This is a genomic window from Kitasatospora sp. MAP12-44 (genome assembly GCF_029892095.1).
Lineage (GTDB): Bacteria > Actinomycetota > Actinomycetes > Streptomycetales > Streptomycetaceae > Kitasatospora.
This window is the reverse complement of sequence record NZ_JARZAE010000004.1, coordinates 7,709,932-7,733,985: the sequence shown is the minus strand read 5'-3', so window position 1 is coordinate 7,733,985 and position 24,054 is coordinate 7,709,932. Positions and strand designations below refer to the sequence as shown.

Annotated in this window: 22 protein-coding genes; 10 read left to right on the top strand and 12 right to left on the bottom strand. The window is 71.7% G+C overall.

Annotated features, from left to right (window positions below):
- Positions 1 to 61: 61 nt before the first annotated feature.
- Positions 62 to 202, top strand: a complete 141-nt coding sequence (locus P3T34_RS35240) for a hypothetical protein (RefSeq protein WP_280670205.1) — start codon at positions 62 to 64, stop codon at positions 200 to 202.
- 82 nt (positions 203 to 284) lie between these two features.
- Here the strand turns inward: P3T34_RS35240 and P3T34_RS35235 are convergent, their stop codons facing one another.
- Entirely contained in the window at positions 285 to 800 is a 516-nt protein-coding gene (locus tag P3T34_RS35235; RefSeq protein ID WP_280672582.1) for a GNAT family protein, read from the bottom strand.
- A gap of 264 nt (positions 801 to 1,064) precedes the next feature.
- On the opposite strand from P3T34_RS35235, the gene P3T34_RS35230 reads away from it, so the two are divergent.
- The 3 genes from P3T34_RS35230 to P3T34_RS35220 all read left to right on the top strand — a co-directional run bounded on the left by P3T34_RS35230 (position 1,065) and on the right by P3T34_RS35220 (position 3,705).
- Positions 1,065 to 2,132 (top strand): hypothetical protein, encoded by a 1,068-nt coding sequence (locus P3T34_RS35230; RefSeq protein WP_280670203.1) that lies wholly within the window; start codon positions 1,065 to 1,067, stop codon positions 2,130 to 2,132.
- 53 nt (positions 2,133 to 2,185) lie between these two features.
- Positions 2,186 to 2,647 (top strand): MarR family transcriptional regulator, encoded by a 462-nt coding sequence (locus P3T34_RS35225; RefSeq protein WP_280670201.1) that lies wholly within the window; start codon positions 2,186 to 2,188, stop codon positions 2,645 to 2,647.
- 92 nt (positions 2,648 to 2,739) lie between these two features.
- Positions 2,740 to 3,705 (top strand): DUF4331 family protein, encoded by a 966-nt coding sequence (locus tag P3T34_RS35220; protein WP_280670199.1) that lies wholly within the window; start codon positions 2,740 to 2,742, stop codon positions 3,703 to 3,705.
- Here the strand turns inward: P3T34_RS35220 and P3T34_RS35215 are convergent, their stop codons facing one another.
- Positions 3,706 to 4,824, bottom strand: a complete 1,119-nt coding sequence (locus P3T34_RS35215) for a cation diffusion facilitator family transporter (protein WP_280670197.1) — start codon at positions 4,822 to 4,824, stop codon at positions 3,706 to 3,708.
- A gap of 80 nt (positions 4,825 to 4,904) precedes the next feature.
- Here P3T34_RS35215 and P3T34_RS35210 point away from each other — a divergent pair, with 80 nt between their 5' ends.
- On the top strand, positions 4,905 to 5,261 hold the full coding sequence (locus tag P3T34_RS35210) for a metalloregulator ArsR/SmtB family transcription factor (RefSeq protein ID WP_280670195.1): 357 nt from the start codon (positions 4,905 to 4,907) through the stop codon (positions 5,259 to 5,261).
- A 109-nt stretch (positions 5,262 to 5,370) separates the two neighbouring features.
- Here the strand turns inward: P3T34_RS35210 and P3T34_RS35205 are convergent, their stop codons facing one another.
- From P3T34_RS35205 to P3T34_RS35195, 3 genes are all read right to left on the bottom strand, one after another.
- On the bottom strand, positions 5,371 to 5,991 hold the full coding sequence (locus P3T34_RS35205) for a class F sortase (protein WP_280670193.1): 621 nt from the start codon (positions 5,989 to 5,991) through the stop codon (positions 5,371 to 5,373).
- Between the two features lie 215 nt (positions 5,992 to 6,206).
- Complete coding sequence (locus P3T34_RS35200; protein ID WP_280670191.1) at positions 6,207 to 6,800, bottom strand: hypothetical protein; 594 nt, start codon at positions 6,798 to 6,800, stop codon at positions 6,207 to 6,209.
- A 251-nt stretch (positions 6,801 to 7,051) separates the two neighbouring features.
- Positions 7,052 to 8,272 carry an MFS transporter gene (locus P3T34_RS35195; protein ID WP_280672580.1) on the bottom strand — a complete coding sequence of 407 codons (1,221 nt, stop codon included), beginning with the start codon at positions 8,270 to 8,272 and terminating at the stop codon, positions 7,052 to 7,054.
- 346 nt (positions 8,273 to 8,618) lie between these two features.
- Here P3T34_RS35195 and P3T34_RS35190 point away from each other — a divergent pair, with 346 nt between their 5' ends.
- From P3T34_RS35190 to P3T34_RS35180, 3 genes are all read left to right on the top strand, one after another.
- Positions 8,619 to 9,725, top strand: a complete 1,107-nt coding sequence (locus tag P3T34_RS35190) for a hypothetical protein (protein WP_280670189.1) — start codon at positions 8,619 to 8,621, stop codon at positions 9,723 to 9,725.
- Between the two features lie 71 nt (positions 9,726 to 9,796).
- Positions 9,797 to 10,924: a hypothetical protein gene (locus P3T34_RS35185; protein WP_280670187.1), complete on the top strand. Its 1,128-nt coding sequence runs from the start codon at positions 9,797 to 9,799 to the stop codon at positions 10,922 to 10,924.
- Between the two features lie 334 nt (positions 10,925 to 11,258).
- Positions 11,259 to 12,518, top strand: coding sequence for an ammonium transporter (locus P3T34_RS35180; protein ID WP_280670185.1), 1,260 nt, complete (start codon positions 11,259 to 11,261; stop codon positions 12,516 to 12,518).
- Between the two features lie 94 nt (positions 12,519 to 12,612).
- On the opposite strand, the gene P3T34_RS35175 is transcribed toward P3T34_RS35180, so the two are convergent.
- The gene (locus P3T34_RS35175) at positions 12,613 to 13,971 is read right to left on the bottom strand and encodes a GH1 family beta-glucosidase (protein WP_280670183.1); all 1,359 of its coding nucleotides are present in this window, start codon (positions 13,969 to 13,971) and stop codon (positions 12,613 to 12,615) included.
- 430 nt (positions 13,972 to 14,401) lie between these two features.
- Between P3T34_RS35175 and P3T34_RS35170 the strand changes: the two genes are divergently transcribed.
- Both P3T34_RS35170 and P3T34_RS35165 read left to right on the top strand, forming a co-directional pair.
- Positions 14,402 to 15,577: a cytochrome P450 gene (locus P3T34_RS35170; protein WP_280672578.1), complete on the top strand. Its 1,176-nt coding sequence runs from the start codon at positions 14,402 to 14,404 to the stop codon at positions 15,575 to 15,577.
- A 431-nt stretch (positions 15,578 to 16,008) separates the two neighbouring features.
- Positions 16,009 to 17,178 carry a N(5)-(carboxyethyl)ornithine synthase gene (locus P3T34_RS35165; RefSeq protein ID WP_280670181.1) on the top strand — a complete coding sequence of 390 codons (1,170 nt, stop codon included), beginning with the start codon at positions 16,009 to 16,011 and terminating at the stop codon, positions 17,176 to 17,178.
- Between the two features lie 21 nt (positions 17,179 to 17,199).
- On the opposite strand, the gene P3T34_RS35160 is transcribed toward P3T34_RS35165, so the two are convergent.
- The 6 genes from P3T34_RS35160 to P3T34_RS35135 are packed head-to-tail and all read right to left on the bottom strand — an operon-like array spanning position 17,200 to position 23,991.
- Positions 17,200 to 19,524 (bottom strand): penicillin acylase family protein, encoded by a 2,325-nt coding sequence (locus tag P3T34_RS35160; RefSeq protein ID WP_280670179.1) that lies wholly within the window; start codon positions 19,522 to 19,524, stop codon positions 17,200 to 17,202.
- On the bottom strand, positions 19,473 to 20,243 hold the full coding sequence (locus P3T34_RS35155; protein WP_280672576.1) for a response regulator transcription factor: 771 nt from the start codon (positions 20,241 to 20,243) through the stop codon (positions 19,473 to 19,475). Before P3T34_RS35155 ends, P3T34_RS35160 begins: the two co-directional genes overlap by 52 nt.
- Before the next feature lie 8 nt (positions 20,244 to 20,251).
- Positions 20,252 to 21,439 (bottom strand): sensor histidine kinase, encoded by a 1,188-nt coding sequence (locus P3T34_RS35150; RefSeq protein ID WP_280670177.1) that lies wholly within the window; start codon positions 21,437 to 21,439, stop codon positions 20,252 to 20,254.
- A gap of 25 nt (positions 21,440 to 21,464) precedes the next feature.
- The gene (locus P3T34_RS35145; RefSeq protein ID WP_280670175.1) at positions 21,465 to 22,265 is read right to left on the bottom strand and encodes an ABC transporter permease; all 801 of its coding nucleotides are present in this window, start codon (positions 22,263 to 22,265) and stop codon (positions 21,465 to 21,467) included.
- Positions 22,265 to 23,083, bottom strand: a complete 819-nt coding sequence (locus P3T34_RS35140) for an ABC transporter permease (RefSeq protein ID WP_280670173.1) — start codon at positions 23,081 to 23,083, stop codon at positions 22,265 to 22,267. The genes P3T34_RS35145 and P3T34_RS35140 overlap by 1 nt, the downstream gene beginning before the upstream one ends.
- Complete coding sequence (locus P3T34_RS35135; RefSeq protein WP_280670171.1) at positions 23,080 to 23,991, bottom strand: ATP-binding cassette domain-containing protein; 912 nt, start codon at positions 23,989 to 23,991, stop codon at positions 23,080 to 23,082. Before P3T34_RS35135 ends, P3T34_RS35140 begins: the two co-directional genes overlap by 4 nt.
- Between the last annotated feature and the right edge of the window lie 63 nt (positions 23,992 to 24,054).

Here is a 24,054-nt window from a genome sequence, read left to right as displayed (position 1 = left end):
TCCATGTACATGCCCGGTAACGGAAGGTAGTGTCAGTCTCTGTCAAACCAGGAGGGGAATCATGGAACAGCACCCGACGGTCATCGCCGGGACGGACACCTACGTCACGGATCCGGACGACGACCAGCCGCCGTGCACGCAGCCCTGCTGCCGCGCGACGGACGTGCCCACCCACTGGGGACAGTGGCTGCGGCCGAGTTGACGGAGCCGGGTCGGGGCCGGGCCACCCTACGGGGAGGACCCGGCCCCGACCCCCTGGCCCTGTCGCATCACGGACCGCCGCGTCAAGGAGCGGCGGTCAGCTCGTCGGCCAGCAGGTCCATCAGCAGGGCGTCGTGCCAACTGCCGTCCGCCGCGCGCTCGTAGCGGCGCATGACGCCCACCGGGCGGAAGCCCACCTTGCGGTAGCAGCGGATGGCCGGCTCATTGTCGGCGGCGGGGTCGATCACCAGGCGGTGGTGGCCGCGCTCGGCGACCAGGTACCCGGCCAGCGTGCGGACCGCGTCCGTGCCCAACCCGCCGCCGTGCAGCGCGGGGTCGAGGTAGATGTCGATATTCGCGTGCCGGTAGTCGGGCTCGCTCTCCTCGGCCCACTGGATCGCGCCGACCACCCGGTCGGCGTACTCGATCGCCAGGGTGGTGCTGCCGGGTTCGGCCAGGTCCTCGGCGACCGCCGCCGCCAAGTCCGAGCCGCCGCGCCAGCGTTCACGCACCTGCGGGGTCGCGCGGATCACCGCCAGCGCCGGGATGTCCTCCGGCGTGGCCGGGCGCAGCAGCACGCGGGCGCCGCGCAGCGTCATCGGTTCCATGAGCGTCAGCCGATCTCGTTCGGTGGGCGATGGGCGGTGGGCGGTGGGCGATGGACAGTGGACAGTGGACGGGTGCTCGTCGACCGGGGCCAGTCTGGCCGAACGGACGGGATGACGGCGGACGGACGCGCCAGCGGGGCGTGAACGGGTGGGCTCGCGCTGGCGCTCTGCTCCCGATGCTCCCGCTGTGCATCGAGCGCACGTATACGCACCAGGGGTGCCGGGCAATCAACAGGAAGGCACAGGAGGTACCCCATGGCACAGGTGACACAGGACCAGCTCCTCGCAATCCCCTCGGACTCCGGCACGGAGTTCTCGGTCGTCCTGACGGTCCACGCCGAGGTCGCCCTACTCGTCGACGTCCTGACGGTGGCCGTCCGCGACGCCCTCGGGGCGGTGCTGGACTTCCCCGGTGTGTACGGCGTCGTCATCCCGCCGACCGGCTACACCCTGCGCACCGACCAGCAGGCCTTCGCCCCCGGCAGGTACACGATCTTCGGCGCCTACCAGCTGGACGACCAGTGGTTCGACCTGCCGTCGGCGGAGCTGGTGGTCGGTGCGGGCGGCACGGGCGCGCCGATCGGCCCGGCGGGCCCGGCCATCCCCGTCGGCACCGTCTCGACCGCGCCCACCGGCCCCACCGCGCGGCGCACCCTGGCCTGGGCCGAGGACTTCAACGCTCCGATCTCCGCCCGGCGCTGGAACAGCTCCACCACCAGCGCCTACCAGTACGGCACCCACAATCCGGCCGACGACAAGCTCGACTGGCTGCACCCCGGCAACGTCACGGCCGCCGGCGGGGTCGTGACGTTCACCGCACGTCCCGGCAGCGAGCTGCTGGAGAACGGTCGGCGGGCCTGGGACACCGGGCTGCTGACCACCGAGGGCACCGCCGAGGGGTTCCAGGTGCAGGCCCGCGACTACCTGGAGACGGTGGTCCAGCTGCCGGCCGGCCTCGGCGCCTGGCCGGCGCTGTGGACTTGGCGCGACGGCGGCCAGGAGATCGACACCTTCGAGTACCACCCGGACCACCCCGCGCGGCTGGAGTTCACCAACCACGTCCGGCTGCGGCAGTCCGCCTACACCAACACGGCGGTGCTGGCGCCGCTGCAGTGGATCACCATCGGGACGTTCTACGGCACCAGTTCGGTGGACTGGTACGTGAACGGCACCAAGGTGTACAGCGACCACAGCGGCGTCCCCACATCCTGGCGAGCCTTCCTGATCCTCAACCTGTCCGTGGATGCGGGCCGCTACCACCCCGCCCCGACCCTCTCCACGCCGCTGACCTTCCGCGCCGGCTACCTACGGGTCTGGCGGTAGGGCGTGTCCCGGGGCCCGCCGGGTGCGTGCGCTGAGCACGCTATCCTTGGCGCATGGAGGCTCAGCAGAACCAGGTCGGGCACGAGGTCGCCGACGCGCTCGGCGCCCTGTTCAAGCGCAGTGTGCGGACCACGCTCTACCAGGAGTTGACCCGGGAGCTCGGCGAGGCCGTGGACGAGGTCAGCTACCCCGTGCTCAGCGGGCTGGCCAGGACCGGACCGCGCAGTGCGGCCGAGTTGGCAGCCGAGGTGGGCCTGGACCGCTCCGGGGTGAGCCGCCGCGCCTCCCGGCTGGAGGCGGCCGGGCTGGTGCGCCGCGAGCCGGACCCCGACGACGGGCGCTCGGTGCTGCTCACCCTCACCGAGCGCGGCGAGCAGACCGTGGAGGTGATGCGCGAGCGGCTGGCCGCCCGGATCAGCGCCTCGCTCAGCTCCTGGCCGCCGGACGAGGCCCGCGCGTTCGCCCGCGCCCTGCGGCGCTTCACCGAGGACGGGCCGTTCGGCGAGCACACATAGGGCGTATCAGGCGCCGCTCCGCCGGGGTGATCCCGGGCCGCGGGCGGCCCCGCCTGCGCGCCCGGCACAGGCGGGGCGCCGATGCTGAGCGCATGTCTCACCACCTCAGCGGCCCCAATCTCCGCTCTCCCCTGGACGACGCCCGACTCGACCTGACGGACGTGTTCGCCTTCACCGTGCCCGGCGACCGCACCGTCCTGATCATGAACGTGTACCCGATCGCGCCCTCCGTCGGCGCGGAGTTCCACCCTGACGCGGTCTACCGGATCAACATCGACACCGACGGCGACCACCGCGCCGACGTGGCGTTCAGCTTCATCTTCACTCCGCCGCAGGACGGACGCCAGACCGTCACCGTCCACCAGGCCACCGGCGACCAAGCCCGGACCCACGACGCGGCCGGCCATGAGCTCTTCATCGACGCACCGGTCAGTCTCGGCCCCGAGCCGGCCGTGGTCGAGTCGATGACCGAGTCCGGCCCGTGCCGGTTCTCGGCGGGCCTGCGCAGCGATCCGTTCTTCGCCGACCTGGACGGGATCGTCAAGGACTTCCAGTGGACCGGAGTGGACTGGGGTGCCGACAAGAACATCCTCGGCCTGGTGCTGGAACTCCCGAGCGACGAACTGGGCGAGCAGCCGGCCATCGGCGTGTGGGCGCGGGTGAGCCTGCGGCAGGAGGGGCGGCTCAGGTCCGTCGACCGCGGCGCCCACCCCTCCCTGACGGCGTACTTCAACGCCGAGGACGTCAAGGACTCCTACAACGCGGGCGAGCCCGCCGACGACTGGGAGACCTACCGCGAGCCGTGGGCCGCGGTACTCCAGCACACCGGGAACTACCAGCCGCAGGACGCCGAGCAGGCCCTGCGCACCGTCCTGCCGGACATCCTGCGCTACGACCGCAGCCGGCCCGCCGGCTACCCGAACGGGCGGCGACTCACCGACGACGTCACCTCCGCCCGGCTGGCCATGGTCTCCGGCGGAAAGGTCGCCGGCGACCACATCGGGCCGCACACCGACCTGCTGTCCGACTTCCCCTACCTGGGCACCCCGCATCCGTAGTCACGCATAGGCGTGGTGGTGGTGGTGGGCCAGCGGGGCGTGCGGGTCGGCCTCGCCCTGACGGGCGGCCGGGTCGGCGTGGACCAGGGCCGCCGTCAGCCGGGGGACGGCGTGCAGCAGGGCGTGTTCGGCGGCGACCGCGACGCTGTGGGCCGCGCGGACACTGAGGTCGCCGTCGACCACGATGGCGACCTCGGCCCGCAGCCGGTGGCCGATCCAGCGCAGTCGCAGCTCGCCGACCCCGGCCACGCCCTCCACTGCGCGCAGCGCGTGCTCGGCGGCGTCCACCAGCTCGGGGTCGACGGCGTCCATCAGCCGCCGGAAGACCTCGCGCACCGCGTCCTTGAGGACGAGCAGGATGGCGACGGTGATCAGCAGGCCGACGATCGGGTCGGCGAGCCGCCAGCCCAGCGCCGCGCCACCGGCGCCCAGCAGCACCGCGAGCGAGGTGAAGCCGTCGGTGCGGGCGTGCAGGCCGTCGGCGACCAGCGCGGCCGAGCCGATCCGACGGCCGGTGCGGATGCGGTAGCGGGCCACCGCCTCGTTGCCCAGGAAGCCGATGAAGGCGGCGGCGGCGACAGCGGGCAGGTAGGCGAGCGAGCGCGGGTTGAGCAGCCGATCGACGGCGATCCAGCCTGCCAGTGCGGAGGAGGCGGCGATGGTGAGCACGATGACGACGCCGGCCAGGTCCTCGGCGCGACCGAAGCCGTAGGTGAAGCGGCGGGTGGCGGCCCGCCGACCGAGCAGGAAGGCGACCCCCAGCGGCAGCGCGGTCAGCGCGTCGGCGGCGTTGTGGACGGTGTCGCCGAGCAGCGAGACCGAGCCGGACAGCACCACGACGACGGCCTGCAGTGCGGCGGTCAGGGTCAGTGCGCCGAGCGAGATCCACAGCGTGCGGATGCCCTCGGCGGAGGCCTCCAGCTCCGGGTCCACTTTGTCCGCCGCCTCGTGACTGTGCGGCTTGAGCAGGTGCGCCAGCCGGTGCCTCCACTGCGCTCGGCGGCTCGGATGGTCGTGCTGGTGGCCGTGCTCGTGGCCATGGCCGTGCTCGTGCTGGTGGCCGTGGCCCTGCTCGTGCTGGTGGCCATGCGGCTGGTGGGTGCTGGTGTGGTCGCTCACGGCAGCTCACGCCTCCGAATCCGGGGTCGACAAGGAGGACCGGATGGACATCCGGCCGCTCACTCCCCCATTATGTGCGTATGAGTGCACGCATGCACCTATCAGGTGCACAGAGCTCGCAGGAGCGACCCGACGGCGAACGTCTGGCGATGGCGGCCGAGATCCTCGGACTGCTCGCCGACCGCACCCGGCTGACCCTGCTGCGCCGGCTGGCCGAGGGCGAAGCGGACGTCACCACGCTGACCGAGGCCTCCGGGGTGGCCCGCCCGTCGGCCAGCCAGCACCTGGCGCGACTGCGGCTGGCGGGCCTGGTGACCACGCGCAAGGAGGGCCGCCGGGTGGTCTACGCGCTACGGCACGGACACCTGCGGCGACTGGTGGACGAGGCGCTGAACGTCGCCGACCACCAACTGCGCCACCTGCCGCCGCACGACTGACCCCGGCGGGCAATGGCGCCGGTTCGCGCAGACCGGACCCTCAGCCAGTCCACGCGAACCAGTTGCAACATTATTAAACTGTTTCCAACAAGAGTCAACAGTCAGGTTCCTACTGCTCCGGACCTGCGGAGGAGGTGAGGTGGGCGAAGACGACGACATTGTCGAGGTAGTCCTTCTTGGCCTTGTCATAGGTACCACCGCAGGTGATCAGGCGCAGCTGGGCGTCCGTGGTGTCGCCGTACACCTGCTGGTCGGGGAAGTGGTCCTTGGCGAAGGCCTGGACGGAGTCGACGGAGAACTTCGCCGTCACGCCGTCCGCCCGGGTGACGTCGACCGTGTCCCCCGGCTTGAGCGTCCTGAGCATCAGGAAGACCGCGGGCCCGGTCCTGGTGTCGACATGGCCGACGACGATGGCGGCGCCGGCCTCTCCCGGCGAGGCTCCGCCCTGGTACCAGCCGACCAGGTTCTTGTTGTCCACGGGCGGAGCGTTGAGAGCTCCCGAACCGTCCAGGTCGAGGTTGGTGAAGGGCGCGTCGACGCCGATCCTGGGGATGCTCAGTCGGGTCGGGGGCGAGAAACCGAGCGCCGTCACGGGCTGGGCCGAGGACTCGGGGGCGGGCGCGGCGGTGCCGGCGACCGTGCCGGCAGCGGCCGGCGCCGGGGGCAGCGGGGCCGCGGCCGGCGAACCGGTCAGGGCGCCGGAGATCATCAGCAGGCTGACGCCCACCATGGTGACTCCCGGCAGCAGGAACCATCGGCGATCGGGACGGGCCGCCTTCGGTGAAGGTGACGGTGACGGGTCGGCGCCGGGCCCGGACGCCTCGGGACGGGACTTCATTCGGTGCTGCCTTCCGTGTTGATCGGACGTCACCTGTCGGCCTGGGGACGCCGGTGCGGCCACCGTCGGAGAGCGGTGGCCGCACCGGATCCTCGTCCGCAGTCGACTCAGATCGCGCGGCGGTCAGCCGGGCGGCGACGCAGGGCAAACGCGGTCACGCCGACGCCGCCGAGGAGCAGCGCGGTGCCGCCGAGCAGGTCGGAGCCGGAGAGCGCGAGGAAGCCGCCGCCGGCGTGCACGCCACCCTTCGGGGCCTCGTGGCTCTTCGGGTCATCGTGGCTCTTCGGGTCGTCGTGACTCTTCGGGTCGTCAGCGCGACCCTTGTCCGCGCCCCGGTCGTCGGCCACACCGGACAGCGCAAGAGCACCGCCGCCCGCGTGCACGCCACCCTTCGGCGCCTCGTGAGCCTTCGGGTCATCGTGGCTCTTCGGGTCGTCGTGGCTCTTCGGGTCGTCAGCGCGACCCTTGTCCCCACCCCGGTCATCGGCCACACCGGACAGCGCAACAGCACCGCCACCCGCGTGCACGCCACCCTTCGGCTGCTCCCGCCCGTCGTCGTGCCGGTCGCCGCCCTTCTCGGGTGCGGAGCTGGCCTTCGCCTCGGGCTTGCCGGCGTCCGCCGCGAAGGCGGAGGCGGGGGCCGCCAGGACGAGAGAGGCGGCGACAGCCGCTCCGACCACGAGAGTGCGAGTTGAACGCATGACTTGGAGTCCTTCCAGGACCACTGCGCGATGGTCGGCGGATTGCCGACTCCACTACTCGCCGTGGCTCTTGTTTGACTGTCAGTCATGGCGACGGATCCCGCGACCTGAGGACGCATCACGCCACCTCATCGCTCGGCCGGATGAGGTAGCGCCCCGAACTGGAGCCGCGCCGCACCCCGGGCAGCTGTTCCGGCCACGCGACGGACGGCCGTCGGGGTGCGTGCGGGATGCGGTCAGGCGACGCCCGGTCAGGCGACGCCGCGGATGCGGTGGACCAGGACGGCGGCGAGGAGCGTGACCAGGGCGGTGGCCAGGTAGAGGCCGAAGTAGCCGCCGAGGTCGGCGACGATCGGAGCAGCGAGCGCGGGGGCGAGCACCTGGGGCCCGGAGTTGGCGATGTTGATGACGCCCAGGTCCTTGGCGCGGTCGGCGGCGGCGGGCAGGACCTGGGTGACCAGGGCCTGATCGACGGCGAGGTAGACGCCGTAGCCCGCACCGAGGACGGCGGCGGCCAGGATGGTGGCCGGCCAGCTGTGGACCAGGGCCAGCAGCAGGGCGGCGGCGGCCATCACCACGCAGGAGACGACGACCAGGGCGCGGCGGCGGCCGGTGCGGTCGGAGACCATGCCGGACGGGATGGCGGTGGCCAGCGCGGCGAGAGTGTAGACCGCGGTGAGGATCAGCACGCCGGTGTCGGGTGAGCGGTAGTGCACGGCGTCGGTGAGGTAGTAGAGCAGGTAGAGGGTGCCGATCGCGTTGCCGAGATTGATCAGGAACCTGGTCAGCCAGGCCCAGCCGAAGTCGGGGTACCGGCGCGGGCTGACCCAGTAACCGGCCACCAGAGTACGGAGGTTGAGAGGCGCCCGCAGTTCGCGGGGCAGCACGGGGTCGCGGAAGCAGAGGACGAACGGCAGCGCCAGGGCCACCGTCATGGCCGCGGTCACCGCGTAGCCGGCCAGGATGCCGCCGACCAGCACCGTCACCAGCAGGGCGCCGACCACCAGCCCCAGCGACTGGCTGATCCCGGTCCAGCCGGAGACGACGGCCCGCTGCCCGATCGGCACCTGGTCGGCCACCGGCGCGGTGACGCCGGCCAGCATGACGTTCAGTCCCGCCTGCGCGACCACCCATCCGGCCATGATGCCGAGCAGCCCGTGCTGGTCGGCTGTGAGCAGCAGCCCGCCGGCGCCGAGCAGCGCGCCGGCCAGGATCCACGGACGGCGGCGCCCGAACCGCGAGGTGGTGCGGTCCGAGAGCGCCCCGGCCAACGGGTTGACCAGCATGGCGACCAGGGCTCCGACGCCCGTCACCCAGGAGAGCAGGCCGGCCTTGTGCGCGGCGTCCAGGCGTTCGAGCTGCAGAGGCAGCAGGATCTGGATCGGCGTGAAGAAGCCCAGGAAGACGCCGAGGTTCGCCACACTGAGCGCACCGGTCCACCAGCCACTGACCCTGCTCTGCGGCTCGGCCAGCGCAGCGGGCGGCCGACCCTCCCGGCCACCCGAGTCGACGACAACCTGAGGATCCCTCACCTCAGCCGCGCTCGTCCACGTGTGGCCATCGAGACGTAACTCCGCACAAAAAGCTGAATCCCACAGGGCCCCCTACGCGGAAAATGAGTTGACCTCATGTTAGTGACCTGCCGCCAGAACACCAGATGCGTGACAGTGATCACTGATCAGTGATCCAGTCTCCGCTCCACTGTTCGATCGCCCAGTCACGGGCACTTCGCACTATGCCGCGCACCAGTAGTCCGCGTGCCCGGGCCGGGAGTTCAATCGGGTCCGACCTCGATCAGCCCGATACGGAGGATGCGGAATGAGTTTTCACACATCGACGAAGCAGGCAAGGGCTGTTGAGCCTCGACGGCATGCCGCCGCAGGGAAGGCGCTGGCCATCGGCGCCCTCCTGGTCCTGGCGGCGCCGGGCGCCGCGTACGCCAACACCGTGAGCGTCACGGTGCGGACCCCCGGGGCCACCCTCGGCCCCACCGCCATCGACTCCTCCGTCTCGGCCGGCGCCCAGTGCACCAGCGGGCTCGTCTCCGGCGGCGGGATCGACCAGGCCATCGGGACGGGCACGGGGGTGAACGGCAACCACGTGCTGGGCACCGAGCCCAGTTCCGACGGCAGCACCGAGTACACCGGCTCGACCGGGGTCGTCGGCACCGACGTGGCGTACTGGATCGCGAAGGGCGGCAGCGGAGGCCAGATCAACTCCTCGTTCTCCACCACCCCTTACGCGATGTGCCTGACCAGCAACCTGATCAACCACACCCAGGTCGTCATGAACAAGGTCAACGCGCCCACCACCGCGACGACGGTGGGCCTCGTGACGGCGACCTGCCCGGCCAACACCGCTCTGCTCGGCGGCGGCGCCCTCGTCACACCGGGCAACACCGGCAACTTCAAGGCGATCGCCAGCTTCCCGACCTTCAACAACTCCGCCCACGACTTCGGCAAGAAGGCCGCGGCCGACGGGGAGACCAACCCCGACTCCTGGACCGCCGTGGGCTGGGACAACAGCACCAACAGCAGTAACGAGACCTACGCCTATGCGATCTGCAGCGGCAACGGCATCAACGTCAGCGGCGTCACCGTGAAGGTCCGCTTCGGTGAGGCGAGCGGCCCGAGCACCGGGAGCACCGGCCAGAACACCACCGTCAGTTGTGGAAGCGGGGACGGGAAGCTGGTCAGTGGGGGCGCCGCCGTCAGCGGCGGCAACGTGACCACCACCGACTTCACCGGACCGGGCTCGGGCGGCGACCACCTCAACGGGAGCTTCCCCAGCGACTCCAGCGGCAACCCCGTCAGCAACGGGACCACCACGGCGGCGTCCTGGACGGCTTTCGCGCACACCGGCGGTACCGGGTCGACGAGCACCCACTCCGACGTCTGGGCGCTCTGCGCCGACGACGGCGTCTGAGACCCACCGCCGCTACCACTTGCTCCACCGCTACCACCGCTACCACCGCTCCATCAGAAAGGCAGAAGTCGTTGACGAAGAGGTTCCTTCGCGCCGCCATCCTGGGCAGGGCGCTCGTGCCGGGCTCCCTGGTCGTGCTGGCGGTGCCGTCGCTCGCGTACGCCGACACCGCGACCGTCACCGTCGTGTCCCCCGGAGCCACCATGGGCCCCGCCACCCCCTTCACGGGTGTCTCGTCCCACGCGGACTGCGCGCGCGGCCTCGTCTCCGGCGGCGGGGTCGACCAGACCACCGGCGACGACCGGTCGGGGAACGGCAACCACGCGATGGGCATCGCGCCCAGCGCGGACGGCGTCACCGAGCTCACCGGCTCGCCCGGGGTCGTCGGACACGACGTCACGCACTGGCTGGCGTTCGGCGGAAGCGGGAGCAACTCCAGTCTCGCCTTCTCCACCACGCCCTACGCCATCTGCCTCTCCAGCCACCAGATCAGGCACACCCAGGTCGTCATGAACAAGGCCACCGGCCCCTCCGCCTCGCTGTCGGCGAAGCTCGTCGTGGCGACCTGCCCCAAGGGCACGGTCCTGATCGGCGGGGGTGCCCGCACCACCCCCGCCAGCGTCGGAAGCCTCAAGCCGGTCGCCAGCTTCCCCACCTTCGACGACGCCGCCCACGACTTCGGCCAGAAGGCGGCAGCCGACGGCGAGACCAACCCCGACTCCTGGACCGCCGTCGGGGGCATCGGCGGCGGACGCGACAGCGGCAACACCACCTACGCCTACGCGATCTGCACCGGAGACCACGTCAAGGCCGAGGACCTCACCACGAAGGTCCGTTTCAGCGAGGTGAGCGGCCCGACCACGGCCGGCACGCTCCAGACGGCCACGGCCGACTGCGCCTCCCCCGCCGGGGACCGCCGCCATGGGAACGGGCGCGACGCGTGGCAACTGGTCAGCGGGGGCGCCGCCGCCAGCGGCGGCAAGGTGACGACGACCGACTTCACCAAGGCCGGGTCCGGCGGAACCCACCTCACCGGCAGCTTCCCCAGCGACTCCGCCGGCACGCCGGTCGCTGACGGTACCCCCGCACCTGCCTCCTGGACGGCCACCGTCCACGCCGGGGGGTCGCCCTCCCCGAACACCTACACCGACGTCTGGGCACTCTGCCTGAACACCCGCCACGGGAACGGTGAGCAGTAGCGCGATGCCTTCCGGGCCATCGCCCTCGACACTCCGCAGGATCCCCCGCCGTCCGCTGCGGCGGGCCGGGCAGGCGGGGGTGATTCGGGCCGGCCAGAATCTGCCGTCAGGCGCGGTGACCTGCCGCAATTCCCCAACAGGCGGCCGCAGCAACGGCGCTGAGCACTTTTTTGCCATCCCGTGACTGAGCGAACGCGACGGCTGGGCCTATCTTTCCATCCGGCGCCCGCTCGCCCCCTGCGGAGACCCCGAGGACGGTTCGGCCGGGCTCCAGCCCGTCGGCGCGCGTCGAACCCCTGATCCGCGCCATCCGCATCCGGCCTCGGAAGGCCTCATGACATTTGACTTCGCACGGGTCGACTCCGGTTCGACCGCCTGGGTACTGGTCAGCGCAGCACTCGTCCTCTTCATGACGCCGGGCGTCGCGTTCTTCTACGGCGGCATGGTCCGCGCGAAGCACGTCATGAGTATGTTGATGCAGAACTTCATGGCCATCGCGCTGGTGAGCGTGGCGTGGGTACTGGTCGGCTACACCCTCGCCTTCGGAAAGGGCGACGGATTCATCGGCGATCTGCATTTCGCCGGTCTCGCCCATCTGGACCAGGTGGTTCCCGGCTTCACCGGCAGCAGTGCAATGGCCATTCCGCCGCTGGTCTTCGTCGTCTACCAGATGATGTTCGCCGTGATCACCCCGTCGCTCATCACCGGGGCCACGGCGGACCGCTGGCGGTTCAGCACGTTCGTGCCGTTCGTCGTCCTGTGGTCACTGCTGGTCTACAGCCCGGTCGCCCACTGGATATTCTCACCGACCGGATGGGCCGCCCGACTCGGCGTGCTCGACTTCGCCGGAGGGATCGTCGTGCACACCACTGCGGGCGCCGCCGCGCTTGTCATGGCGGTCGTCCTGGGCAAGCGCAACGGCTGGCCGAGCCGGCAGATGCCGCAGAGCAACCTGCCCCTGATGCTGGTCGGCGCGGGGATCCTGTGGTTCGGCTGGTTCGGCTTCAATGGCGGCTCCGCCCTCGGCGCCAACGAGCTGGCCGCCAGCGCGTTCCTCAACACGAACACCGCGGGCGCCGCGGCGCTGCTCGGCTGGCTGGCCGTGGAGAGGCTCCGACACGGCAGGACCAGCACGGTCGGCGCGGCCGGGGGTGCCGTCGCCGGCCTGGCCGCGATCACGCCGTGCGCCGGGTTCGTCAGTCCGCTCGGCGCGCTCGCGATCGGGGCGGCGGCCGGCGTGCTGTGCGAGTTCGCCGTCGACTGGAAGCACCGCCTCGGCTACGACGACGCCCTGGACGTGGTGGGCGTGCACCTGGTGGGCGGCGTGTTCGGCGCCCTCGCGGTCGGGCTGTTCGCCACCAGGTCGATCAACCCGGCCGGGGCAAACGGCCTGTTCTACGGCGGCGGCCTGACACAGCTGGGCAAGCAGGCGATCGGCGTCGGCGCGGCCTTCGGTTACACCGTGGCGGTGACGCTCGTCATCGCCCTGGTTCTCAAGAGGCTGATCGGCGACCGGGTCTCCGAGGAGGAGGAAGAGCGCGGGCTCGACCTCAGCCACCACGGCGAGACCGCGTACGTACTGACCGAGCCGTAACGCACGTCAGTCCGGCGGGGCCCGGGGTACTACCCCGGGCCCCGCCGAATCAGCATCGCGCCTGACGGCTGCTACCTCCGGCCCCCGTGCCCAACTACTGTCCATTCCTAACTCGGTGAGCGGTAATCAGGTCGCGGTACCAGCCATATGAGGCCTTCGGCGTACGGACCTGCGTCTCGAAGTCGACGTGGACCAGGCCGAAGCGCTGTTGATAGCCCTCCGCCCATTCGAAGTTGTCGAGCAGGGACCAGGTGAAGTAGCCGCGGACGTCCACGCCTTGGGCGACGGCTGCGGCGAGGGCTTCGAGGTGGCCAGCCATGAAGTCGATGCGCGGTTGGTCGTGGACGGTGCCGTCGGGGCCGATCTCGTCGGCGACGGAGCAGCCGTTCTCGGTGATGGTGATGGATGGGAGGGCGGTGCCGTAGCGGTCCCGCAAGCTGAGGAGGAGTTCGCGCAGGCTGTCGGGAACGACCGGCCAGCCGAAGGCGGTTCGGGGTACGCCTTCGATCTCGGCCTCGGCGAACGGGAGCCCGCCGGGCTCGGTGGGGGCGGCGATGCGGGTGGGGTTGTAGAAGTTGAGGCCCAGCCCGTCCAGCCCGGGACCTGAAATGAGCTTGAGGTCCCCGGGCCGGACGCACCCGCCGAGGTCCTCGCCGACGCCGTACGCGCTCAGGTCTGGGTAACTCCCCAGCAGCAGCGGGTCGGTGAACAGCCGGTTGTGCAGCGCGTCGTACGCCGCGGCCGCCGCCACGTCCGCCTCCGCCCCGCTCGCAGGCCACACGGGCGTGAGGTTGTTGGAGATCATCACCTCCCCGCCGCGCTCGCGCAGCACCCCGGCCGCCAACCCGTGGCCGAGCAGCTGGTGGTGGGCGACGGGGAGCGCGTCCAGCATCAGGGTCCGGCCGGGCGCGTGGGTGCCCAGCGCGTAGCCGAACACCATGTGCACGAAAGGCTCGTTGAGCGTGATCCAGGCCGGGACGCGGTCGCCGAGCCGGTCCGCGACGATCTCCGCGTACTCCGCGAAGCGGTACGCGGTGTCCCGGGCCAGCCAGCCGCCGCCGTCCTCCAGGGCCTGCGGCAGGTCCCAGTGGAACAGCGTCGGCAGCGGGGTGATCCCCTCGGCGAGCAGGGCGTCCACCAGCCGGTCGTAGAAGTCGAGCCCGCCGACGTTCACCGCACCCGCCCCGGCGGGCAACACCCGCGACCAGGCGATCGAGAACCGGTACCCGTCCAGCCCCAACCCCCGCATCAACGCGATGTCCTCGGCATACCGGTGGTAGTGGTCGCAGGCCACCCGCCCGCTGGACCCGTCCCGCACAGCGCCGGGCCGGGCGGCGAACACGTCCCACACCGAGGGCCCACGCCCGTCCTCCTCCACCGCCCCCTCGATCTGGTAGGCGGCGGTCGCAGCACCCCAGCGGAAGCCCGCGGGCAGGTCGAGACGGTTCAGCATGTCCTGATCCCTTCCAAAACACGAGGAGACCTCATGTTAGTGGACGGGCGCCCAAACACCAGACACAGCACGGTGATTCAGGGAGCGGTTGCGCACCGGAGCCCTCGGGCAGAACGCCACACACACGGTTCAGCAGGGACCGCAGGCGCTGCGGGGAGGCGACGGAGGTTCCCGCGTCGCGGAGAACTCCCGATGAGCACAATCCCGCCTCGGTCGATGCGACGCCACTGCGCGGGCGACCCCGCTCCCCGACAGGTAACACGGCACCTCCTTGGACAAGGTGGCCAAGGAGATCGGCGTCGACACGAAGCTCAATGTTCCGCGCCGAGACAAGCTGGCTACGCTCAGTCGCACGGGCGTATGTCGCAAGCGACATCGTCCAGACGGCCTCCCACGAGGCGCCGATGCTTGAGACAGCCCAGGGATGAGCATGAACAACCCGCTGCAGGACCCAGGCTTCTTCCAGGATCCGTACCCCACCTTCGCGGCCCTCCGAAGCACCTCGCCGGTCCTGAAGGTGCCCAGCGGAGGAGGCCGGTCGAGCTATCTCGTGACCGGTTACGCCGAAGCCCGCGAGGCGTTCGCCGACCCCAGGCTCTCCAAGGACACGGCGGCCTTCTTTGCCGGCAAGGACACCGGACGTAACCTGCACCCCGCCGTGTCCCAAAGCATGCTGGCCACCGATCCGCCGCAGCACACGCGGCTGCGAAGCCTGGTGACGAAGGCGTTCACCTCCGGAGCAGTTGCGCGGCTCCGCCCGTACATCGCCCGCGTGACGGACGAGTTGCTCGACGAGTGGGTGCCCGGCGAGCAGGTCGATGTCATCGAGAGCCTCGCCGTCCCGCTGCCCGTCACCGTCATCTGCGAGCTGTTGGGAGTCCCCGACGCTGACCGCGAAGCGGTGCGCGGATGGTCGAACGAACTCTTCGCGGCCGGGCAGAACGAGCGGATCGACTCTGCGTCTCACGCTGTCGCCGGCTACATGGCCGACCTCATTGAGGCCAAGCGGCACACACCCGACGACAGCCTGGTCCACGAGCTGATCCGCGCCCGCGGCGGCGAGGACCGGCTGAGCGAGGACGAACTCGTCTCCCTCGCGGTTCTCCTTCTCGTGGCCGGGCACGAGACCACCACCAACTTGATCGGCAACGGCCTCCTGGCCCTACTTCAGGCTCCGGACTCACTGCACCGCCTACGCGAGGAGCCCGACCTGGTCGACTCGGCCGTCGACGAGCTGCTGCGGTTCGACTCCCCGGTGAGCATGGCCACCTTCCGGTTCGCCACCGAGGCCATCAGCATCGGCGGCACGGAGATTCCCGCCGGCGCCCCCGTGCTCATCGCGCCCGGCGCAGCGAACCGCGACCCGGGCCGCTTCCCCGAGCCGGACCGACTCGACCTCGACCGGGACGCCAAGGGGCACCTCGCCTTCGGCCACGGCATCCACCGCTGCCTCGGGGCACCTCTTGCTCGGGCCGAGGGCGAGATCGCGATTCGGGCCGTCGCTACTCGCTACCCCAGGCTTCGCCTCGCTGTGCCCGGTACGGAGCTTCGTTGGCGGCCGACGCGACTCATGCGGGGCCTTGAGTCCCTGCCCGTCGTGCCTTGATCATCGCCTTTCCAATGAGCCGCCCCGGCCTTGGCGATCAAGCAGCGCCCCTGGGAACTGTCGGCTGAGGCAGAGAGGCAGCCCACTCCACTGCAGCCACGATGTCGGGACAAAGTCACCGGCATTGAGGCTGAGCGCTCTGCCGGGATGCCCCCTATCCGGCGCGGTGAGGGTGGTCAGGCCGCGGGGAGCGGCCATACGCTCGGCGGGAGAGCATGTGCTGGCTCCCTTCCAAAACACGAGGGTTCCTCATGTTAGTGGAATGCCGCCCAAATACCAGACACAGCACGGTGATTCGCGCGGCGACAGTGGCCTGAGGACGGCGCGATCTCCGCACAAGGGGACAGATTGAGATAAATCTCCCCAAACAGGGCGAACAACCTCGGTCACGGTGCCGGCGTGCTAGACATGGGGTAACCAAAGGGGCCCACGTGCACCAGTTCAACCTCGGAGTCATGGCCCGGTCACGCAAAGAGAACGAGCGTCGACTGCCGATCCATCCCGCACACTTCGAGCGGATCGACCCCGACCTCCAGGGGCGCATCTTCCTTGAGCACGGCTACGCAGAGCATTTCGGCATCCCGGACGAGCAGCTGAGACCCTGGGTCGCCGGCTTCCGCTCGCACGACGAACTCCTCGCGCAGTGCGACGTGATCCTGCTGGCCAAGCCACTCGCCGCGGACGTCGCGGAGCTGCGCGAAGGCCAGGTCCTCTGGGGCTGGCCGCACTGCGTGCAGGACGAGAAGCTGACCCAGCTGGCCATCGACCGGAGGGCGACCCTGATCGCCTTCGAAGCGATGAACCACTGGACCAACGACGGCTCGTTCAACCTGCACGTCTTCCACAAGAACAACGAGCTGGCCGGGTACTCCTCGGTGCTGCACGCCCTGCAGCTGCACGGCTCGACCGGCGACTACGGCCGCCGCCTGCGCGCGGCCGTGCTCGGTTTCGGAGCGACGGCCCGTGGCGCGGTGACGGCGCTCAGCGCGCTGGGCGTGCACGATGTGGACGTCCTCACCCAGCGTGGCGTCACCGCCGTCAGCTCGCCGATCCACTCCGCGCGGATCGTGCAGTTCGACCGCGACGAGGAGGACGTCCGCTTCAGCTACGCGCTCTCCGAGGAGGGCCGGGTTCCGCTGGCGGGCTTCCTCGCCGAGCACGACATCATCGTCAACTGCGTGCTGCAGGACCCCAACGCACCGTTGACGTTCCTCGGCGAGGACGACCTCGCGCTGCTCGCGCCGGGAACCCTGATCATCGACGTCTCCTGCGACGAGGGCATGGGCTTCACCTGGGCGCGGCCCACGTCGTTCACCGAGCCGACGTTCATCGTCGGGGACAACGTGCGCTACTACGGCGTGGACCACAGCCCGTCGTACCTCTGGAACGCCGCGACCTGGGAGAACAGCGAGGCGCTGCTCCCGTTCCTGCCCGCGGTCCTCGACGGGCCCGACGCGTGGAAGGCCAACGAGACCCTCCGGCGGGCCATCGAGATCCGCGACGGGGTCATCCAGAACCCCAACGTGCTCTCCTTCCAGCACCGCGACGCGCCGTACCCCCACCCGCAGACCGCACCGCACATTGCACCGTCGGCCGCCTGATCCTGATTCGACTGCCGGCTGCTACGAGCCGCCACCGGTCAGGTAGGTGATCCGCAGGGCGGGGTCGGCGGCGATCTGGGCCTCGGTGTAGCGCTCGGGGATCCAGATCTTGCGGGCGTAGAGCCGGGTCTGATCGGTGTGGTGGGGCGAGGACGGGTCGGCCGACTCCGAGTAGGTCATGATCGTGGCGGCCTGGGGCCCGGTCGGGGTGAACTGGACGGCCATGATGAACGACGATCCCTGCGACACCGCGGGGTAGGCCCCGGTGGGTTGCAGGTCGTCCTCGCCCAGGGCCTCGGCGGCGTTGTAGCAGCCTTCGACCTCGGTCGTGCAGCCCGGGACGGGGATGCCGCCGGGGGCTTGCTGCACCGCGCCGAGCGGGACGTCGAGCGGCAGGTGCAGGTGCTGCATCCGCTGGACGGCGTCAGCCAGGGCTCTGCCGACGGCCGGGTCCGACGTGTCGAGGTCCCGGGGTGTGGTGAGCGGACGCGCGGGGTCGAAGGGGACTGCGAACGGCTGCCCGGCGCCGCGCATGAACTCGCGCCACAGCACCGCCCCCCGGCTGTCCGGATCACCGCGCAGGTCCCAGCGGGCCAGCGTGTCGCAGGCGGCCCGTACGTCCACGGCGGTGCCGTCCGAGGCGGTGAGCGTGCTGCTCGCGCGGCAGAACCGTACGAGTTGGTCGCGCAGCAGCTCGGCGCTGTAGTCGCGGTCGCCCAGCATCAGCTGCTCCAGGCTGGGCAGGTCGAATCCGGCCGGCCCGTAGCCGTCCGTGCCCGCCACGCGCTGCGCGATCATGCTCAGGCCGAGCCTGCCGCGCATCGACAGCTCGGTACCCGCCGCTCCGTACATCGCCGGATAGCCGGTCAGCGGCTCGGACGGGTCGGCCAGCCAGGGCGTGGTGTTGGAGTCGGCCACATTCCCGGTGGTGGTGAGCGTGGGCGCGCGGCCGGGACCGAAGATCCCCGGGACGACCGCGTCCGGGTCGCTACCCCAGTCGCAGCGGGTCGTGCTGCCGTCGAGCAGGACGGTTGCGCTCCCGGTCGGGATGGCGCAGTGGGTGAGCTGGTCGTCGGTGACGTGCGGCACCACGGAGGACTCGGCGTAGAGCGTGTGCCCGGTCGAGTCGGCGGCGACGGTGTCGACGAAGCCGAGTCCCTGGGTGCCGGCCAGCGCCGTCTTGAGATCGGCGACCGAGCGGGACCGGTCGTAGTCAAGCCAGGTCTCCAGGCCGCGCAGATTACCGGAGTTGGCGTCGCGGATGGCGTAGGCGGTGCTGGTCGTCCACCCGTCGGCGAGCAGCGGCCCGTACCGGGTGGAGTAGAGGATCCTGGTGACCTTGCCGGTGCCGTCGCCCGCGTTCACGGTGACGCTGCGCCGGGTCATCGCGATCTTCTTCCCGTCGACCAGGTAGGCGGTCGGATCGCCGGGCGCCAGCGTCAGCCGGTAGAGGGTGTAGGTCTGGGCGGTGGAGACCGGATGGCTCCAGGCCACGTTCTCGTTGTGGTCGCCGTCCTCGACCAGCGGCGTGCCGGCGAGGGCCGCCCCGGTCACGTCGAGCTGTCCGGGGATGGTGAGTTGGATCTGGTGGTAGCGCAGGTAACCGGTCCAGGGGAAGTGCGAGTTGGAGAGCAGGGTGGCGCCCCGGGCGCGGGTCGTCGTGCTGCCGCTGGCCATGGCGTTGCTGCCGTACGCGGGAAGCCGGGGCGCGCGGGGTGGCCCGGCGGCGGGTGTGTCGGTGGTGGGCGGTGCGGTGGTGGGCGGTGCGGCGGTGGCGATGAGACCGGTGTACTGGGTTTCGCCGCCTAGCTGAATGATATTCAGAAAGTGGCGGTAGACGTCGAGTTGGGTCATCGGGCGGACCCAGGCGGTGCCCCGGCAGGTGGGGTCCGGCAGCTGGGCGGTCCCGGTGTCCGCGAGGTAGCGGTTGTATCCGTCGACGTAGCCCCCCACGAGGGATCGGACGGTGGAGGAGAGCCCGGCAACCAGCTTCGGGACGTCGCCGGAGGTCCGGTCGGCGGTGAAGTAGACGTCGCTGGCGAGGTTGGTGGTGCCGGGCGAGAACGGGTCTCCGGTCTGGTTGCCGGCACCGAAGTAGCGGGACCGCCGGCCGTCGAGGGTCACCAGCCGCTGCGCCATGAGGCAGAAGTCGTCCTGGGCGAAGGCGTATCCCTCGCCGTAGCCGAGGCTCGCGTAGTCGGCGGCCTCGATGTGCGGGATGCCGTAGGCGGTGCGGCGGATCTCCGCCTGGTAGCGGGCCCCCGCGTGGGCGGGTACGGCCGGGAGGAAGGGCGTCAGCGCGAGGATCGCGGCGGCGGCGATCCTGGCCGTTCCGGTTGATCGCATCGGGTGCTCCGTGGAGTTGACGGGGGCTGGTGGGCGCGGGGGTGGGCGAGGCCTGCGTCGTAGGCGGCGACCGCGGCTTGGAGGCGGTCGCGGGCACCGAGCTTGCTGAGGATGCTCTGGACGTGGCTCTTGACGGTGGTCTCGGCGAGGCGGAGCGCGCCGGCGATCTCCGCGTTCGACAGGCCCCGGGCCAGCAAGAGCAGGACGTCGGTCTCGCGGCGGGAGAGCAGCGCCCGCAGCTCGCTGCCGTCCGCGCGACCGTCCGCGCCGCCGTCCCCGCCGCCGGAGGGCGCGGCGGCCATCCGCTCCAGCAGCCGCCGGGTGACCGTGGGGGCCAGGATCGCCTCACCGGCGGCTACCACCCTGATGGCGTCGACGAGTTGGTCGGCGGTGGAGTCCTTCAGCAGGAAGCCGGAGGCGCCCGCGCGCAGGGCTTCGGCGACGTAGCCATCGAGGTGGAAGGTGGTGAGGACGAGGACCCGGGTCGGGGTGGGGGCGGCGGCGGCGAGCAGGGCGCGGGTGGCTGCGACGCCGTCCAGGCGCGGCATCCGGATGTCCATGAGGACGACGTCGGGGCGCAGGCGCCGGGCCGCTTCGACCGCGGCGGCGCCGTCGGCGGCCTCGCCGATGACGGACAGGCCGGGCTCGGAGTCGATGATGGCGCGCAGGCCGGATCGGACCAGCGCCTGATCGTCGGCGATGAGCACCGTGATGGTCACCGGGTCGGTCATTCGGTCGCCTCCGAGCGCGGGATCGTGGCATGGACCTGGAAGCCGCCGCCCGGTACGGGCCCGGCGTGCAGCGTCCCGCCGTAGAGGGCGACCCGCTCGCGCATGCCGAGCAGGCCGTGGGCCGGGGCACGGAGGCCGTCACCGGTGCCGTCGTCGCGCACCGACACGTGCAGGGGCCCGTCGGCCGGGTCGAGCACGACGGTGACGGTGACCGAGGTGACGTGCGGCCCGGCGTGCTTGAGGACGTTGGTGAGTGCCTCCTGGGCGATCCGGTACACCGTCAGGCCGACGGCCGCCGGCAGCGCCGGCGGCCGGGCGTCGAGTCGGACCGGCAGGCCGGCGGCCGTCAAGCGGGCGACCAGGTCCGGCAGGTCGGCCAGACCGGGCTGCGGGCTGAGCTCGTCCTCCTCGTCCGGGCGCAACAGGGCCAGGGCATGGCGCAGTTGGGCGAGGGCCTGCCGGCTGGTGGCGGAGATCGTGGTGAGGAAGTCCGGGACGGCGCCGGGGTCGGCCCGCAGGGACCGCGCGGCGGCCTCGGACTGGATCGAGATCAGGCTGAGCGAGTGGCCGACGATGTCGTGCAGCTCGCGGGCGATCCGCAGGCGCTCCTCGGCCACCGCTCGAACGGCGCGCTCGCCCTCCTCCCGCTCCAGGCGGGCGGCGCGGTCCTCCAGGTCGCGGATGTGCGCCCGGCGGGTGCGGACGGCGTGGCCGGAGAGCCAGGCCACCGCGACGGCGAGGCCGAGCGTGAGCTGCGGCCAGGCGCCCGCGTCCCGGGTCCGTGAACCGGGCAGGCCCATCGCCGCCGTCAGCGCGGCCGCCGCCGCGAGTACGGCGACCGGGCCCCTGCCCCAGGCGCCGTTCCCCGTCCACGGCGGGTCGGCGTGGACCGCGACGGCGTAGGCGGCGGCCAGCACCGCCGCGCCGGACGACCCGGCCGGGTACCCGACGGCGACCATGAACGCGGCGACGGCGGTGGTGCCGGCCAGCCCGGCCAGCGGCGCCCGGCGGCGGGACAGCAGCAGGGCCGCCTGCGCCGCGCCGAGCGGCAGCACAGCGAAGGGCGGCAGCCAGCCGGCGACCTGGTCACCGGACCCCGCGACGGCCGCGGCCAGCACCAGGAGCGCGACCAGCCCGTCGATCGCGGCGGGCCGAAACCGTGCCCGAAACCGTGCCCGAAGCATGCCCGGCAGGCTGTCTGACGCCTCGTCAGGCATCTCGACCGCGCAGCGCCAGCAGCCCGGCCACCGCGAGCACCAGGACGTACGCCGCGAGCCCCAGCGCGGCGATGCCCGGCGCGGTCAGACCGGCGGTGTGGGTGTGCCAGAGCGCCGCGCCCAGGTTCGACGGCAGATACGGGACGGTGGCGCGCCAGAGTGCGTCGTGCGGCAGGCTGTCCACCATGGTCGGCAGGACGAGGAAGATGCCGAACAGCGCCGAGAGGGCGACCGCCGCGCTGCGCACCAGTGCCCCGAGGAAGAGCCCGAGCAGCGCCGCCAGCGCCAGGTAGAGTGCGCCGCCCAGCACCGACCGCAGCACACCGGGATCCCCGAGTCCCGCGTGCGGCACAGGTGTTGAGAGTCGGCTCTGACCGGCCAGGAAGGCCGTGGCGCAGATCGTCGTCGCCGCGACCAGGGACACCGCGCCGACCAGGACGGTCTTCGCGGCCAGCACCTGGCCGCGCTGCGGGGTGGCGGCGAGGGTGCTGCGGATCAGGCCGCTGCCGTACTCGCTGGTGACCGCCAGTGCGCCGAGTGCGCCGAAGAACAGCACGGCGATCTGGAGGTATCCGAGGCCGGTGTCGGCCGGCTGGAACGCGGCTTGCCGTCGCGCGTCGTAATCCGCCCAGCGGGCTTGGTAGTTGGAGCAGACCAGCACCGCCAGCCCGACGCTGAAGACCGCCGCACCCAGCAGGACCGCCGACAGCGACCGCAACGAGCGCAACTTGATCCACTCACCGGCCAGGGCGGCAGACACCCGGTCGCGGGAGCGTACGGTACGGACCGGCATCAGACGTCCCTCCTTCGCACCGCGACCAGCGCCATCGCCGCGGTGCCCGCCACGTACAGGACGAACACCCCGGCTCCCTGCCAGGGCCCCGGCGCGTGGCCCGCGCCGCGCACCACCGTCCACAGCTGCGAGCCGGCCGCGGCGGGCAGGTAGGGCGCGATCCGGTCGGCGGCGCCGCCCGGAAGCATCCCGACGACCAGCGGCAGCACGAGCAGGACGCCGAACAGGGCGGCCAGCGCGGCCGCCGTCCGGCGGACCAGCGCGCCCAGCGCGAGCCCCAGCAGCCCGACCAGCAGCAGGTACAGCCCGCCGCCGGCCACCGCCCGCGACACCCCGGGATCCCCCAGCCCGGCGTGCCGCGCCGGACTGGCGAGCAGGCTCTGGCCGAGGAGGAACGCCGCGAAGCACGCCGCCGTCGACAGCCCCCACACCACCGCGCCGAGGACCAGCGCTTTGGCGGCCAGCACCTGTCCGCGCTGTGGAGTGGCGGCGAAGGTGGTGCGGATCAGGCCGCAGGCGTACTCGCCGGTCACCGCCAGCACGCCGAGTCCGCCGACGAGCAGCTGCGCCGGCTCGATGCCCCGCAGGCTCGTGTACGTGGGGTCGAAGGCGGCCCGGTCCCCGGCCGTCATCGTCGACCAGCCGGACCGGTACCCGGCGCTGACGAGCCCCGCGCCGAGCAGCAGCACCACGGCGGTGGCCAGCAGGACCGCGGGGACCGACCGGAGCGAGCGGAACTTGATCCACTCGGCGCCGGCGGCGGCCAGCAGCCTCGGCCCGGTGCGCACAGTGCGCGCCGGGCGGACGGCGGGGTTCATGCCGCCACCGCCGCGCGGTAGCTGACGGCGTCCTGGGTGAGCCGGAAGTAGGCCTCCTCCAACGACGCCGTCCGGTCACGCAACTGGTGCAGCACGCTGCCCTGCGCGGCGGCCAGCTCGCCGATCCGCGCCGATCCGAGCCCGGCGACCGTCAGCGTCCCGTCCGCCGCGACCGCGACCTCGCCGCCGTGCGCCCGCAAGGCGGCGGTCAGCTCGACGGCGTCCGGCGAGCGCACCTCGACGCGGTCGGCGGAGTGCCGCGTGATCAGGTCGGCCAGCGAGGTGTCCGCCAGCAGCCGCCCCTGGCCGATCACCAGCAGGTGATCCGCCGTCAGCGCCATCTCACTCATCAGGTGGCTGGAGACCAGCACGGTCCGTCCCTCGGCGGCCAGCGACCGCATCAGCGTCCTGACCCACCGAATGCCGTCCGGGTCAAGCCCGTTGACCGGCTCGTCGAGGAGCAGCACTCCGGGGTCGCCCAGCAGCGCGGCCGCGATCCCGAGCCGCTGCGCCATGCCGAGCGAGTAGCCGCCCACCCTGCGGCGCGCGGCGGCGGTGAGTCCCACCTGGTCGAGCACCTCGTCGACCCGCCCGCGCGCGATCCCGTTCGCGGCAGCCAGGCTGTGCAGGTGGCTGTAGCCGGACCGGCCCGGGTGCACGGCCCGCGCGTCCAGCAGCGCACCCACCTCGTGCAGTGGCCACACCTTGCCCCGGTACCCGGTGCCGTTGACCGTCACCGAACCGGAGGTCGGCCGGTCCAGACCCAGGATCATCCGCATGGTGGTCGACTTCCCGGCCCCGTTCGGGCCGAGGAACCCCGTCACCCGGCCCGGCTCGACCCGGAAGTCCAGCCCGTCGACCGCGATCGCGCCCCCGTAGGCCTTGGACAGCCCGTACGCCTCGATCATCTGCCGCTCCTCTCCCCTAGGGAAGCGACGTTACGAACCCGGCCCAGGACCGCGCCTCGGCCG